Origin of the sequence: Paraburkholderia phenazinium (assembly GCF_900142845.1) — a bacterium.
Classification (GTDB): domain Bacteria; phylum Pseudomonadota; class Gammaproteobacteria; order Burkholderiales; family Burkholderiaceae; genus Paraburkholderia; species Paraburkholderia phenazinium_A.
The window spans coordinates 1,765,187-1,782,632 of sequence record NZ_FSRU01000002.1; the positions used below are offsets into that span (position 1 = coordinate 1,765,187).

At 65.4% G+C, this 17,446-nt stretch carries 13 protein-coding genes; 5 read left to right on the top strand and 8 right to left on the bottom strand.

All coding sequences use genetic code 11. From position 1 onward, the window contains the following. Positions 1–48: 48 nt before the first annotated feature. Together BUS12_RS24855 and BUS12_RS24860 are read right to left on the bottom strand one after the other, a co-directional pair. Complete coding sequence (locus BUS12_RS24855) at positions 49–1,944, bottom strand: methyl-accepting chemotaxis protein (RefSeq protein WP_083640609.1); 1,896 nt, start codon at positions 1,942–1,944, stop codon at positions 49–51. 242 nt (positions 1,945–2,186) lie between these two features. Further along, a complete protein-coding gene (locus tag BUS12_RS24860; RefSeq protein ID WP_074300098.1) occupies positions 2,187–2,567 on the bottom strand; it encodes a DUF5594 family protein in 381 nt (126 codons plus the stop codon). A gap of 214 nt (positions 2,568–2,781) precedes the next feature. Here BUS12_RS24860 and BUS12_RS39140 point away from each other — a divergent pair, with 214 nt between their 5' ends. Then, on the top strand, positions 2,782–3,963 hold the full coding sequence (locus BUS12_RS39140; RefSeq protein WP_216352735.1) for a hypothetical protein: 1,182 nt from the start codon (positions 2,782–2,784) through the stop codon (positions 3,961–3,963). Between the two features lie 61 nt (positions 3,964–4,024). Here the strand turns inward: BUS12_RS39140 and BUS12_RS24870 are convergent, their stop codons facing one another. Both BUS12_RS24870 and BUS12_RS24875 read right to left on the bottom strand, forming a co-directional pair. Further along, positions 4,025–5,263 (bottom strand): alpha/beta hydrolase family protein, encoded by a 1,239-nt coding sequence (locus BUS12_RS24870; RefSeq protein ID WP_083640610.1) that lies wholly within the window; start codon positions 5,261–5,263, stop codon positions 4,025–4,027. A 324-nt stretch (positions 5,264–5,587) separates the two neighbouring features. Then, entirely contained in the window at positions 5,588–6,757 is a 1,170-nt protein-coding gene (locus BUS12_RS24875) for a porin (protein ID WP_074300099.1), read from the bottom strand. Positions 6,758–7,140: 383 nt separating this feature from the next. Here BUS12_RS24875 and BUS12_RS24880 point away from each other — a divergent pair, with 383 nt between their 5' ends. From BUS12_RS24880 to BUS12_RS24895, 4 genes are read left to right on the top strand one after another with little or no spacing between them, the layout of a single operon-like run. After that, a complete protein-coding gene (locus BUS12_RS24880; protein ID WP_074300100.1) occupies positions 7,141–9,312 on the top strand; it encodes an FUSC family protein in 2,172 nt (723 codons plus the stop codon). 34 nt (positions 9,313–9,346) lie between these two features. Next, positions 9,347–9,556 carry a DUF1656 domain-containing protein gene (locus tag BUS12_RS24885; protein WP_074300101.1) on the top strand — a complete coding sequence of 70 codons (210 nt, stop codon included), beginning with the start codon at positions 9,347–9,349 and terminating at the stop codon, positions 9,554–9,556. Continuing rightward, positions 9,553–10,587, top strand: a complete 1,035-nt coding sequence (locus BUS12_RS24890) for an efflux RND transporter periplasmic adaptor subunit (protein WP_074300102.1) — start codon at positions 9,553–9,555, stop codon at positions 10,585–10,587. Before BUS12_RS24885 ends, BUS12_RS24890 begins: the two co-directional genes overlap by 4 nt. Further along, complete coding sequence (locus BUS12_RS24895) at positions 10,584–12,053, top strand: efflux transporter outer membrane subunit (protein ID WP_083640612.1); 1,470 nt, start codon at positions 10,584–10,586, stop codon at positions 12,051–12,053. The genes BUS12_RS24890 and BUS12_RS24895 overlap by 4 nt, the downstream gene beginning before the upstream one ends. 79 nt (positions 12,054–12,132) lie before the next feature. Here BUS12_RS24895 and poxB read toward each other — a convergent pair whose 3' ends face one another. From poxB to BUS12_RS24915, 4 genes are all read right to left on the bottom strand, one after another. Beyond that, positions 12,133–13,854, bottom strand: a complete 1,722-nt coding sequence (gene poxB, locus BUS12_RS24900) for a ubiquinone-dependent pyruvate dehydrogenase (RefSeq protein WP_074300103.1) — start codon at positions 13,852–13,854, stop codon at positions 12,133–12,135. Positions 13,855–14,151: 297 nt separating this feature from the next. Then, positions 14,152–14,982: a transglutaminase family protein gene (locus tag BUS12_RS24905; RefSeq protein WP_074300104.1), complete on the bottom strand. Its 831-nt coding sequence runs from the start codon at positions 14,980–14,982 to the stop codon at positions 14,152–14,154. A gap of 8 nt (positions 14,983–14,990) precedes the next feature. Then, positions 14,991–15,932 (bottom strand): alpha-E domain-containing protein, encoded by a 942-nt coding sequence (locus tag BUS12_RS24910; RefSeq protein WP_074300105.1) that lies wholly within the window; start codon positions 15,930–15,932, stop codon positions 14,991–14,993. Positions 15,933–16,017: 85 nt separating this feature from the next. Then, on the bottom strand, positions 16,018–17,430 hold the full coding sequence (locus BUS12_RS24915; RefSeq protein WP_074300106.1) for a circularly permuted type 2 ATP-grasp protein: 1,413 nt from the start codon (positions 17,428–17,430) through the stop codon (positions 16,018–16,020). Positions 17,431–17,446 lie beyond the last annotated feature (16 nt).

Consider the following 17,446-nt stretch of genomic DNA (forward strand, 5'->3'; position numbering starts at 1 on the left):
CATGCGGTTGACGGCTGGCGTGGGCGCTGCCCGCGTCAGCCGTACCATTCACTCACGCGCCCGCAGGCGGAACGCGGCGATTGTTTCGTTCAGTTGCCGTCCCTGATCCTCCAGCGAACGGGACGCCGCCGCAGCCTCCTCGACGAGCGCCGCGTTTTGCTGCGTGACGTCGTCCATCTGCGTGATAGCCAGATTGACCTGGGCGATGCCCCGGCTCTGCTCGTCGGATGCGGCCGCGATCTCGCCCATGATGGACGTCACCTGGCCGACGGCATGCGTGACTTCCGACATGGTCTGTCCGGCTTCGCTGGCAAGCGCCGAGCCCTGATGGATCTTGCCGACCGACGCGCCGATCAGTTCCTTGATCTCCTTGGCCGCGCTCGATGAGCGTTGCGCGAGACTGCGCACTTCGCTCGCCACCACCGCGAAGCCGCGGCCATGCTCGCCGGCGCGCGCCGATTCGACCGCCGCATTGAGCGCGAGAATATTGGTCTGAAACGCGATGCCTTCGATGATGCCGGTGATATCCGCGATCCGGCTCGAGCTCTGGCTGATATCGCTCATCGTCACCACGACGCGCTCCACCACGTCGCTGCTGCGGCGCGCCACGTCCGACGCATTCGCCGCCAGCGAACTGGCATGCCGCGCGTTGTCGGCATTCTGTTTGACGGCGGAGGTCAGCTCTTCCATGCTGGCCGCGGTTTCCTCGAGTGCGGCGGCCTGCTGTTCAGTGCGGGCCGACAGATCGGCGTTGCCCGCCGAGATCTCGCCGGTCGCGACGCGCAGCGTCTCGCTGTTGGCGCGAATGTTCAACAGCACGCCATTGAGTTTCTCGACGAAGGCATTGAATTGCGCGGCCAGCACGCCGACCTCGTCGTCGCTCGTCACCGGCAGACGTTGCGTCAGATCGCCGTCGCCCGAAGCGATGTCCTGCATGCCGTTCGATACCTGGCGCAGCGGCGCGGTCAGCTTGCGGCCGAGTGCGGTGGTCAGTGCCAGCGCGGCGGCAAGCGCAATCAGGCCCGCTGCAATCAGGATCGCGCTCAGGCGATTGGCCGACGCCATCATCTCGCGGTGCGGAATCAGGCCGATGTATTTCCAGCCCAGCTCCGGCGACGTATAGATGACGCCGTCGTATTGCGTGCCGTCGATAGCCACCGACTGCGCGCCGTTCGCGATATCCGCGAGTTCGCGATAGCCGTCGCCGAGGTCCTTGAGCGGCTCGAAGTTATGCGACGGCTCGCGCGGATCGACCAGCACCGTGCCGCTGTCTTCGACCACCATCAGATAGCCGGTGTCGCCGAAGCGCACCTGGCCGATCATCTTCGCGAAGCCGTCGAGCGAAATATCCATGCCGAGCACACCGAGCGCTTTGCCCTGGCTGTCCTGAATGGTGCGCACGAAGCTGATGATGACGTTCTTGTCGCCGCCCGAGTTCGCGTAAGCGGGCGTGCGGCGCACCTCGCCGGCGGCCTGGGTGCCTTGGGTGAACCACGGGCGTTCGCGCGGATCGTAGTGATCGCTGGTGAATTTGCCCTTCGGCCACTGCACATAGCCGCCCCACTTCGTCCCGATGTAGACGTATTGCAGATCGGGATGGCTGTCGCCGAAGCGCTGCAGCAGATGGAAGATATCGGTCTCGACACCCCCGTTGGTGTCGGGCGTCATCTGGCCGCCATGGGTCAGATAGTTGCTCACCGATTCATTGGCCGACTGGACCAGCGGCGTATCGGACAGAAACACGACGTTGTCGTGAATCCGCTTGAACGTGTCTTTGAGGCTGGCGTCGATCTGGCGAATCTGCCCGTTGCTCGCCTCGTTGAAACTGTCGACCGCCTGGCGGCGGACATTGAGCGTGGCGAACAGCGTGATGGCGAGAATCGTGGCCGCGAGCGCCGCGCCGAAAATGAGGCTCAGTTTGACTGCAATGGAGCGCATGCCCATGCGAAGGACTCCGTCCGGAAGGCGGTGAATGAGTGACGGCAAGCGGCCCACACGCGGCAATGCCCCGGACGACCGGGGTTCTTGAGCGCCTCCGTTGCACGACGTGCGCTAAAAGCGCCTACGTGTCGGCGCTGCTTGCGTCTCTCTCGCCTATTACGGCTTCCTTTCGCCCCGACTGAACGGGATTCATTTTTAATAATTGACTGATGCCGCTGCGGCGCGCGTTGGAGCGTCCGCTACCGCTAGGCCTCGAAGTCCAGGCCACCCAACAGCATTTCGGCTTCGGCCTGCGTATGGGAGCGGAAATCCAGTTCGCGCGCAAAGTGCCAGGCGTCGAGCTTGCGCGGCAGCGCGTTCAGATACCGCGAAAAGCGCGTCTCGCCATCATCGTCCATCAGGCGCTCGATTTCGTCGCTGTCCCAGGTGAGGTGCAGATTGAGCGCGTGCGGATAGTGACGCAGCGCTTCGATGGGCTCGGCCCATACCCTGACCCGCGTAGGGTGGCCGTGGCCCTGATAGGGCAAGACTTCCGCGTGGACGCCGGTGTCGAACAGGCCGGCGAGCGTGGCGGCAATACGGGGGGCAAATTCGTGGTCGAACCTGGCTACGGTCTCCGGATTCATGCGGGTCTCCATCACGCTCGGCAAATCATCGTAGCACGGGGGCTGGGTGCGGCGGGCCGGGTGGACGGGGTGGGAGTGGTGACTGAGTGGCGACCGGGTTGCAACTGAATTGCGCCGGAGCGGCAACGCGGCAGCTTCATGGTCGAGCTTTCGCTTGTTGCGGTGGCAACGGTTTTCTATAATCCGCGGCTGGATTGAATCTCGAGGACGGTAGATGCTGCAAACACGTTTCGCCATGCTGGCGTTGAGCCTTGGCGCACTTTCGACTCACGCGCAGGCCGACGACCTGATCGCCATGCATCCGGGCGTCATGTGCACCTCCGCCGATGCGCTCTCGCGGCTCACGCTGCCGGGCGGCGACAGCCGCACCCATGCAGCGGCGCCGGAACCTCAGACGCAGAGTCTCGCGGCCTCGGGCGGTTGCATCGATATCAAGCCGGGTATCAAGGTGACGGTGCAAAAGGCCTTTAAAAATACCTCGGTGGTGACCTATCGTGCTCCGGGTGCGCAGACGGATCAAACGTTCGTTATCCCGAACATCGATTTTGCGCCTGCTGCGGGGGATCGTACGCAGACGGCTGCGGCCGGCGTCATGCAAGCTTCGGTTCAGGTGGTCACGCCAGCCGCGCCGCACGCAGCGACTCCGGCGGCAGCGCAACCGGTAACGCTAGCGGCTACACCAACGCCACCGCCAGCCGCGCTGCACACCACCGCAGCCTCCGCCGCGACAACGCCCGCAATCGCACTTGCACAAGGCTATCGCGTCGCGCAGCGCCTGCCGACCGCCGATCGAGCCGGGACGTTCCTCGAGATTCTCGAAGACGCACGCATCACGCCCGAGTTGCACAAGACGCTGTGGCAAAGCGCAGCAAGCGCCGACGCGCTGCCCGAAGGCGTGAGTCACGCCCCGCTGCTGAACGCACAAGTGCAACTCGTCTCGGCAGCGGATACGGTGCTCGCCAGCCGAAAGCTCGACTATCCGCTCGCCACGCTCGAAGCTGCGCCGCTGCATGGCTTGCCTGCGTCTGCATGGTTCCTGACCATCGACGAAACCGCGCCCATGGGTTCGTACAGCGGGCCGGCCACGGAGATGCTGGTGCCGGCGCATAGCGGGCTCGAACCCGCGCGCTACGAATCGGCGCAAGGCGAGGCCGCTCCGCTTGTCCTCGCACGCACCGGCAAGGCCGACTGGAAAATCGTGCCGCCGCGTTCAGGCGCGGGGGCGACCGAAGAGATCGAAGATGTTTTCTGCGCGCCGGCCGTGGATGGAAATAACTTCGTCACCACGTACCGGACTTACCGCTTCGTAGACGGCAAGTGGCAAGCCGCTTCGCGCCAGTTGCAAGGACTGTGGGAAAGCGACCGGCAGTTTCCGGCGCGGCCGGATTTTCCTTGAGTGCGAGCTAGCCGGACCGGCGGGGGTTGCGTGACTATGCCCCCGTCCTCACGTGGGCGCACTACTCCGCCACCCCCTGCCCCTGCGCATAAACCTTGCACCCCGACCACTTCCCGTTGCAGTACTCCAGCGCATGCTGCGCCGCCTCTTGCGCCGAACGCTCGGTCACGTCGGACGAGCAGTGACCGCCTTCGGCAATCACAAAGGCCTTGCCTTCATTGCGCGACGCGCCGTACGTATCGAAGCGCGTCTGGCAGCCGGGATTCAAACCCGCCGGCGCAGGTAAAGCGGCCAGCGCAGGCAAATCGACCACCACCGCGGTCGGCAGATTCAGGCGCTTCAGGAACGGCTCCGCCGCCGGCCACCAGGCTTGCGCCGGCGCATCGTAGAGCAGTTCATGCCCGTCCTCGCCAAACGGTGGCAGCACCGCGAGCTGCGCCGGCGCACCATGCGACGTGTAAGCGCTCAGCATCTGCTGGGCCAGCTCAGGGCTGAAATAGTGATCGTTCTCCGACCACACCCACTGGCTCGGAATCTTTGCGGTCGTGCCGTATTGCTCGACGGCGGCAACCAGTCGGTCCTCCTGACACACGTAGTCGGGGCGCAGCGAACCGCGGCCGCCGGCGAAATCCAGCACCCCCACCACGCCCTGCGGATTGCGCGCGGCCGCCGCGAGCACCGCAAAGCCGCCGGTCGACTTGCCGAGCAGGATCACGCGCTCGGGGTCCACCCAAGGTTGCGCATGCAACGTTTCCAGCGCGCCGAGAATGTCGTCGGCGGAGACCTTGCCCGCGCCGGGATAGTCCTCGTTGCGACACGAACCCAGGCCTTCCGCATAGGGTCCATCCGAGTGACCAAAGCCGCGCCGCAACACGATCACCGCCGCGTAGCCGCGCTGCGCGAACGCCACCGCGGCGTTCAGCAGCAGTTCCGGCGCACGGTCCACGACGCCCGCGCCGCCGCTGCGCGGCGTACCCGGCGTCATCAGCACGAGCGGCCAGCGGCCCGGCCGATCCGGCCGCACCACCAGGGCTTCGAGCGTGGGCTTCGCACCGTCCGGCAAGGTGACCGGCAAGCCAATATGCTCGCGCACCAGACCGGGCAGCAGCGAAGCACCGGCCACCGTCACACCCGCGGCGCCGGTCGACGCCGGTTGCACCGCGGCCACCTGTTGCGCCAGCGCGGGCAGCGGCGCACTCGCCATCACGAGCCATAGCCCGTGAGTACGTAGCCATTGCAGCGCGCGGCGAAGCAGCGTTGCCTCACGCAACCGGATAGCCTGGGCAGTGTTGTTTCTCATTGTTGATTGCCTATGCGGATGTCGATCGATGCGCCGGCGGCGAGGACCGTCCGTGCGACCTGGTCCGCAGTGTAGTCTGCGAAGCGGCTAGCGGTCTACGGTACGCCACCGCCGGCTGCGCGCGGGCGAGACACAGCCATGCGCAACACATACGCGCACATGGACCTGGCCCGACAATGCAGCCCGCCGCGCTCGCGCCCGCAACGAAAAAAGGGCCTACGGTCTGCACCGTGGGCCCTGTTCTCTCTCAGGATCCAGCATCGGCATTCAGCCCTCGGGAACCGCAACCGTCCTGCTGATCCAGACGCTTGCGCTCTCCCGTCCTCAGAACTTGTGGCGGATCCCGACCACCGCCACGTCCTGGGAGTTGCTACCCGAGTTCACGCCGAAGTCGCCGATCGACGCGTCCGCGTTCACCGTTGCGCCGCTCGAGTTCAAGGTCTTGCCGCTCGCCTTCTGGTAGCCGAACAGCGCATAGAGGTCGGTGCGCTTGGACACGGCATAGTCGGCGCCCAGGTTGGCCTGGTTATAGTGCGCCGACGACGGTCCCGTCAGCGACGTGTAGTTGTAGCCCACGCCGGCCCGCACGGCTGGCGTGAACTGATAGTTGAAGAACACCGAGCCGTTGTTGAACCTGGCCGTCTCGTGGAACGCGGAGAAGGCATCGCTGCCGTACTGGGTATTCGAGTACGCCGCGCCGATAGTCGCGGCGCCGATCACGTACTGCGCGCCCACCTTGGCAATCTGGATCGAGTTGGCGCTGGCGAAGCCCGAGTTGATCACCGTGTTGAAGAGGCTGTCCGAGCTGCTGGTCCAGGTGCGCAAGCCGTTGGTCAGCGTGTTGCCGCCGTTGGCGTAGAAATAGCCGGCGCCGAGCGACAGCGGCCCGTTCGCATAGGCCGCGCCCAGACTCCAGGTGCGGCCGCTGCCGGTCGAGCCGGCCACACCGCCGAGGCCATACAGCGCTTCGACCTGGAAGCCGCCGAAGATCGGGCTCACGTACTTGACCGAGTTGCTGACGCGCAAGCTGTTGTCGTAGTTGTCGAGGTCGCCCGGCGTGCCGAACACACCGCCGAAGTAGTTGTCCTCGGTCAGCCCCTGGACCAGATCGACGATCGGATCGTATTGACGGCCAAGCGTGACGGTACCCCACGCGTTGCCGGTCAGGCCCACCACCGCCTTGCGGCCGAACTCGCGACTGCCCTGGCCGAGCGCGCCGGTGCCGAGGTTAAAGCCGTTTTCCAACTGGAAGATCGCCGCGAGTCCGCCGCCCAGGTCTTCCGTGCCCTTGAGGCCCCAGCGGCTGCCGGAGATGTTGCCGCTCGCGAACTTGACCAGGGTGGACTGGTTTTGGCCGTTGCTGCTCTGCGCGTTATGCACATAGGCGATACCTGCGTCGACAATGCCGTACAGCGTGACGCTGCTTTGCGCCTGAGCGCCGGCGGACAGGACCAGGCCGGCGGGGATGGCCAGCAGAGAAAGGCGCTTCTTCATTGGATGATTTCCCGTAATCAGGTGTTGTTTTGATGACCGGGGTGAACGATAAGAGAAGCAGGCGGCGGCGAGAACAAAGGAATTCTTCGATCTATATGAGGCACGCGGATTCGCCCGCCCAGAAGACCGCGTGTGCTGGTTTCGACGCACGATCGGGGCAGACTCATTTATCATGCAAGCTTGCTGCAAGTCTCACGGTCGCGCCGCTTTCGGGGTCGCGCCGGATAACAACCGGGCTTAAACTACCGGTGCCTCCCTCTTCACCCGAGCCGATGCGAACCATGTCGAATCCCGCTGCCCACCCCGCCGGCGTCAGCAGCCCCCGTGGACTCGCCCGGGCATGGCGGCGCGCGGACGCCACGCCAGCCGCCGCCTAGCGCCCCATGGTCTACCCCTCACTGCGCGACTGGCTGTTTTCCGTCAAGACCTTTGCGGCAGCGATGCTCGCCCTCTACCTCGGGCTCCTGTTCGAACTGCCGCGTCCCTACTGGGCCATGGCAACGGTCTACATCGTGTCGAATCCGTTTGTCGGCGCGACCCGTTCGAAGGCGCTCTATCGCGCGCTCGGCACGGCCCTCGGCGCCTCGGCGGCGGTTCTGTTCGTGCCGCCCTTCGTCGAGTCGCCGTATCTCTTCAGCGTGGTCGTCGCACTCTGGACCGGCACCCTGCTCTATCTGGCCATCTCCGACCGCACGGCGCGCAGCTACGTCTTCATGCTCGCGGGCTATACGATGCCGCTGATCGCGCTGCCGGCCGTGTTCAATCCGACCAATGTCTTCGACCTCGCCATCACCCGCACCGAGGAGATCCTGCTCGGCATCGTGTGCGCCAGTGTCGTCGGCGGCGCGGTGTTTCCGAACCGGCTCGCGCCGTCCATCGTCGAACGCACCGACGGCTGGTTCCGCGACGCCGTGTTCTATGCCACCGAGACGCTCTCCGGGCACATCGCCGGCGCCTCGATCTCGGCCTGCCGCCAGCGGCTCGCCGCCACCGTCAACGGCCTCGAGCTGCTGCTAAGCCAGCTCGCCTACGACCATACCCGGCCCGACATCCTGAACCGCACCCGCGACCTGCGCGGCCGCATGCAACTGCTGCTGCCCATCATGTCGTCGCTGGCCGATCCGCTGGTGGCCCTGCTCGGCGGCCAGCGGGAGCGTCCCGCCGGACTCGAGCCGCTGCTCGCCGACGTCGTCAAATGGTTCAATATGCCGCTGCGCCCGGCCAGCCAGGGCCGGCGCCCCGACCCCGAAGCCGACGCCCTGCGCGGGCGCATCGCCGCGTTGCAGCCGCCGTCCGCGGCACTCGCCACGTGGGAGGGCGCGCTGCTTTCGAATGCCTTGTGGCGCCTCGCGCAACTCATCGATGTCTGGCAGGACTGCCGCGCGCTGCGCCACCTCATCACGGCGGAAGACGGCACCTGGAAGCCGCGCTTTCGACACTGGCGGCTGGGCGGCACGGAACGTTATTTCGATCGCGGCATCATGCTGTTCTCGACCGCCTCGGCGGTCGGCGCCATCATCTTCGCGTGCGTGCTCTGGATCAGCTCGGGCTGGAACGACGGCGCCGGCGCGGTCACGCTGGCAGCGGTGGCGTGCTGCTTCTTCGCGGGGCTCGACGACCCCGCGCCGCAAGTGTTCAAGTTCTTCACGGCCACCGCCGCCAGTGTCGCGCTGGCCGGGCTCTATCTGTTCGTCGTGCTGCCGCACGTCCACGACTTCCCGATGCTGGTGATCCTGTTCGCGGGGCCGTTCATTCTGGTCGGCACGCTGATTCCGCGGCCGCAGTTCAATCTCGCCACCATGCTGGTGGCCGTCAACACGGCGACCTTCATCAGCATTCAGGACGCCTACGACGCCGATTTCTTCGTCTTCCTGAACAGTAATCTCGCGGGGCTCGCGGGCCTGCTGTACGCCTTCCTGTGGACCCAGGCGACACGGCCGTTCGGCGCAGAGATCGCCGCGCGCCGGCTGATGCGTTCGAGCTGGGCGGACGTGGCGCTGAGCGCCTCGAAGCAGCCGATCGAAGATCAGCGCAATCTCGCCGCGCGCATGCTCGACCGTCTGATGCAACTGATCCCGCGCCTCGCCGCGACCGACGACCACCGCCATCCGTCCATCGAAAGTTTCCGCGACCTGCGCATCGCCTTCAACGCGCTCGACCTGCGCCGCCTGCGGCCGAAGCTGGGCGGCGAGGCGCCCGCCGCCATCGACGGCGTACTCGACGGCATCCGCGCTCACTTCGAAACCTGCATCTCCCGCCGCGGACGCCAGCAGGTGCCCGAGAGCCTGATGTCCGCCATCGACGCGGCGCTCGCACGAATCGTCGCGCTGGGGCTGGCGAATGCGGCCGGTGCGGCGAATGCGCCTGATGCTGCCGGTGCTGCCGGCGCACCCAATGCGGCCGGCACGCCCAACGCCCCCAGCAGCGCGGCGACCTCGGCGCGGCAACTGCGCGATGCGCTGCATGCGCTGGTCGGCTTGCGCCTGTCGCTGTTTCCGGCCACGATCGCTTCGTTGACGCCACCCGCTCCGCCCACCGAGGAACCTGCCGCCTGATGAGCCCTATGACCTCACCGCCGGGGTGCCGACCATGATCGGCGAAATCGACATCTTCGGCGTGTTCGTGCCGGCCATCCTCGTGCTGATGCTGGTCGCCTATCTGATCAATCTCGTCATCCGCACGGTGCTGGCGCGCGCCGGCTTTTACCGCCTTGTCTGGCACCGTTCCATTTTCGATCTCGGCATCTACGTGCTGGTGCTGGGTCTTGTCGTCATCGTTTCACACCGGTTCATAACGTGAAAAAAACCTGGTTCTCCATTGGTCAGATCGTGCTGACCCTGATCGTCGTCGTGATCGCGGGCCTTGTGCTGTGGAAGCTGATCGACTACTACATGTTCTCGCCCTGGACGCGCGACGGCCGCATCCGCGCCGACATCATCCAGGTGGCGCCCGACGTGTCCGGTCTGATCACCGAGGTCGACGTCGTCGACAACCAGCAGGTCAAACAGGGCCAAACGCTGTTCCTGATCGACCAGGCGCGTTACACGCTCGCGCTGCAGCAGGCCGAAGCCACGGTGCAGCAACGGCGCGCCACGCTCGATCAGGCGCGTCGCGAAGATGTGCGCAATCATCAACTGGGCGACCTGGTGGCGCGTGAAGTGGCGGAAGAAAGCCGCTCGCGCGTCGAAACGGACGAGGCCGCGCTCGCCGATGCGCTGGTCGCGGTCAATACCGCGCGCCTGAATCTGCAGCGCACCCACATCGTCAGTCCGGTGGACGGCTATCTGAACGACCGCGCGCCGCGCACCGGCGAGTTCGCCTCGGCAGGCCGGGCGGTGCTGTCGGTCGTGGATGTGCATTCGTTCCGCGTGGATGGCTACTTCGAAGAAACCAAGCTCTCCAGCATCAATATCGGCCAGGCCGTGGACATCAAGATCATGGGCGAGCCGGGTGTGCTGCGCGGGCACGTGGCGAGCATCGTGGCCGCCATCGAGGACCGCGATCGCGCCGAAGGTTCGAACCTGCTGCCGAACGTGAACCCGGCCTTTAGCTGGGTGCGCCTCGCACAGCGGATTCCGGTACGCGTCGCGCTGGACGACATACCGAAGGATTTCCGCATGATCGCCGGGCGCACCGCCACGGTGTCGGTGCGCGAAGTCGCGCCTGCGTCGGGGAAAGCGGCGAAGGCGGATGGTACGACGGCGTCGGCTCAGGCGGCTTCGGTTTCGGGGGCTTCGGTTCAGGCCGCTGCCGTGCAACCGGCGGTGCAACCCGCGCTTCAGTCCGCCCCGCAAGCGGCTACGCAACCCGCAGCGAGCGCCGCGAAATGAAGCGCTCGCGTGCCTGCTCTCTTCTGCGGTCGACGCCGTTAGCGTCGCTGGCGCCGCTCGTGCCGCTGGTCCCTCTCGTGCTGGCGCTCGCCGCCTGTACCGTCGGCCCGAATTATTCCTTGCCGAAAGCCGCCGTCGTCAACGCGCCGTTCGCCGACGCGCCGTTGCCGGACGTCGACGGCCATCACGTATCGCAGCAACCGGTGCCGCCCGACTGGTGGCATCTCTATGACGACCCGGTGCTCGAGAAACTGGTGGGCGAGGCCCTGAAATCGAACACCGACCTGCGCGTCGCCGCGGCGAATCTCGCGCGCTCGCAGGAAGCGCTCGGCGTTGCCGAAGCGCAAGGCGGATTCTCCGGCGGCGCGGACGCGGCATTCGCGCGGGCCCAGGAGTCCGGGCAGCAATACCTGATCTTCGGCAAGATTCCGGTGTCGAACGAGGGCGATGCGGGCATCCACGTCTCGTATGAATTCGATCTGTTCGGCAAGCTGCGCCGCGGCGTGGAAGCCGCGAACGCAGAGAGCGAAGCGACCCAGGCGGCCGGCGATCTCGCGCGCATCACCGTGGTGGCCGACGTCGTGCGCGCCTACATCGAGAACTGCTCGGCGGCGGAAGAACTGAAGATTGCGCAGCAGTCCCTCGCGCTGCAGAAGGAGCGCGTGGACGTATCGCGCCGCTTGCGCGATGCCGGGCGTGGCAATACGCCGGATGTGACAAGCGGCCAGACCCAGGTCGAATCGTTGACGGCCGACATCCCGCGCTATACAGCGCGACGCAAGATCGCCCAGTACCAGTTGGCTATGCTGCTGGCGCGCGCGCCGTCGGATCTGCCGCCTGCGGTGCTCTCCTGCAATACGGTGCCGCAGATCAAGCAAGCGCTGCCGGTCGGCGACGGCGCCGCCATGCTCAAACGCCGGCCCGACGTGCGCGAAGCCGAGCGCCAGCTCGCGGCGTCGACCGCGCGGATCGGCGTGGCCACCGGCGCGCTCTATCCCACCGTCAGTTTCGGCGCCTCGGCGGGGACAGTCGGCCTTGCCGAAGATCTCGGCAACGCGCAAACCAATTATTGGAGATTCGGACCCCTGATCAGTTGGACCTTCCCGGCCAACGGGGCACGCGGTCGCGTGCGCGAGGCACAGGATGCGAGCACGGCGGCGCTCGCGCACTTCGACGGCGTGGTCCTCAACGCGCTGCGCGAAACCGAGACGAGTCTCGCCACCTACGTGGCCGATTACACGCGTGCCGATGCCTTGCGTGCCGCGCTCAAATCGGCCACCGAGTCGGCCAGCGAAACGCATCGGCTCTACGTGGGCGGACGCGAGTCGTTCATCGCGGATCTGGATGCGACGCGCACGCTGACTTCGATCCGCTCGCAGGTGGCGGCGGCCGAGGGCCAGGTCGCGATCGATCAGGCGAATCTGTTCCTCGCGCTCGGCGGCGGCTGGGAAAGCAAGCCTCAGTAATTGATGAACGCCCGGGCGTGGCCGAACGTGTCTTGCACGCCCGGCCACGTGGCCTGGTTATCCTTCGTTTGCTTCGCGCTCAGCGCAGATTGGTCTTCGCCAGTTCGACGATTTCGTCGCCGCGCCCGCTCAGAATCGCACGCATCATGTAGAGGCTGAAGCCCTTGGCCTGCGCCAGTTCGATAGTGGGCGGCATGGCCAGTTCATGCCTGGACGTAACCACATCCACCAGCGCCGGCCCAGGATGCGCAAAGGCCTGCCGCAGCGCTGCCTCCACGCCCTCCGATTCCTCCACCCGGATGCTGTAGATGCCGGCGCCCTGCGCGATCGCGGCAAAGTCGGTCTTGCTGAGATCGACGTTGGTATCGAGGTAGCCGCCCGCCTTCAACTCCATCGAAACAAAGCCCAGCAGACTATTGTTAAACACCACGACCTTGATCGGCAGATCGAGTTGACGCGCGGTGAGCAGGTCGCCGAGCAGCATCGACAGGCCACCGTCGCCCGACAGCGACACCACCTGCCGCTGCGGATGGCCGGCCTGCGCGCCGAGCGCCTGCGGCATGGCGTTCGCCATCGAGCCATGATTGAACGAGCCGTGCAGTTGCCGCTTGCCGTTCATCGTCAGATAGCGCGCGGCCCAGAGCGTCGGCGTGCCGACGTCGGCGGTGAAGATCGCATCCTCGCTCGCCACCTGATCGATCATGCGGGCCAGATACTGCGGATGAATCGGCCGGCCCGGACCGGCAGGCGTGGCGAGATCGTCGAGACCCTTGCGTGCCGCAGCGTAGTGCTTGCGGGCGTTGTCGACGAAGCGGCGCTCGCTCTTGCGCGTGAGCTTCGGCAACAGCGCCGCAACCGTCTCCTTGACCGTACCCACGAGACCGAGCGCCAGCGGCGCACGCTTGCCCAACTGCGAACCCTTGTGATCGATCTGCACGATCTTCGCTTCGGGCGGATAGAACGGCCGATACGGGAAATCGCAGCCGAGCAGAAGCAGCGTCTCGCACGACATCATCGCGTGATAGCCCGAGCTGAAACCGATCAGCCCGGTCATGCCCACGTCATACGGATTGTCGTATTCGATAAACGGCTTGCCGCGCAGCGCATGCACGATCGGCGCACCCAGCGTGTCCGCGAGCGCGACCACCTCGTCGTGCGCCCCCGCTACGCCGCTGCCGCACATGATGGTCACCGCGTCGCAACCGTTCAGCATCGCGGCGAGGCGTGTCAGATCGGCGTCGGCCGGCACGATGGTATGCGGCGAGCTATGGGTCCATTGCGCGGCTTCACTCGGCCCGTCGCTCAATGCGATGTCGCCCGGCAGCACGATTACGGCCACGCCGCGCTCCTCGATGGCCGTGCGCATGGCGCGTTGCAGCACCCGTGGGAACTGCGACGCATTGGACACCAGTTCGACGAAGTGACTGCACTCCTTGAACAGTTCCTGAGGATGCGTCTCCTGAAAGTAGCCGAGGCCGATTTCCGTAGACGGAATATGCGCGGCGATCGCGAGCACCGGCTGCTGGTTGCGGTGGCAATCGTAGAGACCGTTGATCAGATGCAGGTTGCCTGGGCCGCAACTGCCGGCGCACACAGCGAGCTTGCCGGTGGAGGCCGCATCGGCGCCCGCGGCAAAGGCCGCGACCTCTTCGTGACGGGTATGCATCCAGCGTATCGAGCCGAGCTGGTCGAGACTGTAGGCCAGTCCGTTCAGACTGTCGCCGGTGACGCCCCAGATGCGCTCGACACCTGCGGCAGCGAGGGTTTTTGCCAGAAAGTCCGCGATGGTATGCCGGGCCATACATTGCTCCTTGACGACAGCGTCGACCGAACCCTGCGCATAAGCGCGCAGTTCTGGGTTCGGTGAACTTGTTAGGAAAAGGTAAATGGCGGCGCACGCTTGCGCCTAAGAACGTGGCGGCCAGGATCAGGTTCCGGCCTGGGCCGGATGTCGCCGCACGCTTGAGCTTAGTTGATGGAGATGAAACTTAAAAGCGCTGAAACGAAGTGAGCGCCTGGCAAGCGCTGCGGCATGGGTCGCCGCAGCGTCTTGAAGCGGCTTCGCAGGACGGCACGTCTTCGAGCGCTTTTTATCGTTTTAGTTCTGGCTCTGACTTTGGCTCTGGCCCTGCACCTGCGACACGCTGATCTCGACCGTCAGCGTCTCCGCGCCCTGCCCCGTGCGCACGCCGGAGATGGGCATTGCATCGCGGTAGTCGAGGCCCATCGCCGTGCGCACATAGCGGTCGTCCGGGCAGTTGTCGTTGGCCGCATCGAAGCCGACCCAACCGAGCCCGTCGACATGCGCCTCGGCCCAGGCGTGGCTCGCGCCCTGTTGTTCGACGTCGTCCATCAGCAGATAGCCCGAGATATAGCGGGCGGGTACGCCGAGCCGGCGCGCCGCGGCGATGAACGCATGAGTGTGGTCCTGGCAAACGCCGGAACCGTCGCGCAAGGCGGTCTCGGCGTCGGTGCCGACACCGGTGCTGCCGGGCTTGTAGGCGATCAGGCTGTGCACTTCGTTCATCAACCGGTGCAGCGAGTCCAGTTGGCCGCTGCCGGCGCGCACGCTCTCCGCGAGCGCCAGCACACGCTCGCCCGGCTGCGTGAGCAGGGTCTCGCGCTCGTAGATCCACGGCGGCGTCAAATCGTTGGTGAAGCCGTAGACGCCGGCCATATCCACGGTCTCCACCGTGCCGGCCGCGACGATCACGATCTCGCGCTTGTTTTTCTCATGACGCACGAGGTCGGCGCGATTGCCGAAGCCGTCGGTCCAGCTGACGTTCGGCTCGACCCCGTCGACCGTCACGCGCCAGTCGAGCACGTTCTGCCCGGGACCGGACTGGGGACGCAAGCGCAGGCGCTGCAAGGCATAAGGTACCGGTTGCTCGTACTCATAGCGGGACGTGTGGCGAATGGCGATACGCATGGCCGTACTCAATCGAAGTTGTAGGTCTCGGCGATTTCAAAACCAAGCCGGTTGTTCTGCGCGATGAAGCCGGTGAGAAACTCGTGCAGGCCATGGGAAAAAATCTGCTTGACCGTATTGTCTCTCAGCGTGGCGAGCGTCGTGTCCGCGGTCTTCTGGCAATCGTGCATCACGCCGTAATCCTGCGCCAGATAGCGCAGATTCTCGACGATGTTCAGATAGCAGAAGTGCAGCGAGCGCGGCATGCGGCCGTTGAGGATCAGGTAGTCGGCGATATTGACCGGTTTGTACTGGACGTCGTAGACCCAGCGGTAAGAACGGTGCGCGTCGACCGAACGCAGGATCGACTCCCACTGATAGTTGTCGAGCGTCGTGCCGACGTACGACAGCGCCGGCAGCAGCAGATGATATTTGACGTCGAGAATGCGCGCGGTATTGTCGGCCCGCTCGATGAAGGTACCGATGCGCGAAAAATTGAAGATCTCGTTTCTGAGCATGGTGCCGTGAAACGCGCCGCGAATCTGCGCCGCTTCGCGTTTGATCCGATCGAGCACGGCCGGCAGTTCGCTGGCCGGCACGGGGACGGCCAGCACTCGCCTGATCACCATCCACGCTTCGTTCACGCTCTCCCAGGTCTCGCGCGTGAGCGCGGTGCGCACCATGCGCGCGTTCGAGCGCGCCGCCTCGATGCTGGAGAGCACGCTCGATGGATTGTCGGTGTCGCGCAGCAGATAGTCGGAGACCGTGTCGGCCGTGCAGGCGTCGTGCTTCTGCCTGAAGCCTTCTTCCGTGCCCGAGGTCACCACCACCGACGACCATGTGGCCGGTGCGTCGCTGCTTCGTGTCAGCGCCATGCGCAGTCCCGCATCGACCACCCGGGCGATGTTTTCCGCGCGCTCGATATAGCGGTGCATCCAGTAGAGCCCGCTTGCTGTGCGTCCAAGAAGCATGTGCTGTCCTAATCCAGTTTCTGTTTTGCCCGCTTTTTTGCTGCTCTTTCGCTGCTCTTTCGTTAGTGCCGGCTGGCCGGTTGCCTCAGTCGGCCAGCACCCACGTGTCCTTGGTGCCGCCGCCCTGGCTCGAATTGACCACCAGCGAGCCTTCCTTCAGCGCCACCCGCGTCAGGCCGCCTGGCGTAATGCGAATCTGGTCCGAGACCAGCACGAAGGGCCGCAGATCCACGTGCCGCGGCGCGAGTCCCTGCTCGGTCAGGATCGGCGTGGTCGAGAGCGCGAGCGTCGGCTGCGCGATGTAGTTGTTCGGACGCGCACGCAACTTGAGCGCGAAGTCCTCGCGTTCCTGCTTCGAGGCCGCCGGTCCGACCAGCATGCCGTAGCCGCCCGAACCGTGCACTTCCTTCACCACCAGTTCCTCGAGATGGTCCAGCACGTACTTCAGGCTGCCCGGCTCGGAACAGCGCCATGTGGGCACGTTTTCCAGAATCGACTTGCGGCCCGTATAGAACTCGACGATTTCCGGCATGTACGAATAGATCGCCTTGTCGTCGGCAATCCCGGTGCCGGGCGCATTGGCGATGGTGATGTTGCCCGCGCGGTAGACGTCCATGATGCCGGGCACGCCCAGCACGGAATCGGGGCGGAACGTCAGCGGATCGAGGTAGGCGTCATCGAGACGGCGGTACAGCACGTCGATGGCGCGGAAGCCTTCGGTGGTGCGCATCGCCACGTGGCCGTCCACCACCTGCAGATCGCTGCCTTCCACCAGATGCACGCCCATCTGGTCGGCCAGAAACGCATGCTCGTAGTAGGCGGAATTGTGAATGCCGGGCGTCAGCACCGCGATGGTCGGATTGTCGTGGTTGCCGCCCGGCGGGCAGACGGCCGCGAGCGACTGGCGCAGCAACTCGGGATACGCTTCGACCGGCCGCACCTTGACCTGCTGAAACAGCTCGGGGAACAGCTTCATCATGGTCTCGCGGTTCTCCAGCATGTAGGAGACGCCGGAGGGGGTGCGCGCATTGTCTTCGAGCACGTAGAACTGGTTTTCTGCAGTCCGTACGATATCGACGCCGATGATATGCGTATAGACATTGCCCGGCGGCCGGAAGCCGATCATCTCGGGCAAAAAGGCCTCGTTCTGCGCGATCAGTTGCTTCGGGATGCGGCCCGCGCGCACGATCTCCTGACGGTGATAGATATCGTCGAGAAAGGCATTGAGCGCCATCACGCGCTGCTCGATGCCTTGCGAGAGGCGCATCCATTCCGGCCCGGAGATGATGCGCGGAATGATGTCGAAAGGAATCAGGCGCTCGGCCGCCTCCTGCTCGCCGTACACGGCGAAGGTAATGCCGGTCTTGCGGAACACGCTCTCCGCGTCCTGGGCCTTTTGCGCAAGGTTCGCAGGATGCTGGGTATCGAGCCATTGCTTGAGCTGTTCATACGGCGCGCGCACTCCATTGGCGGAGAGCATCTCATCGAATGGCGTCACTTCAGTTCTCCGTCGT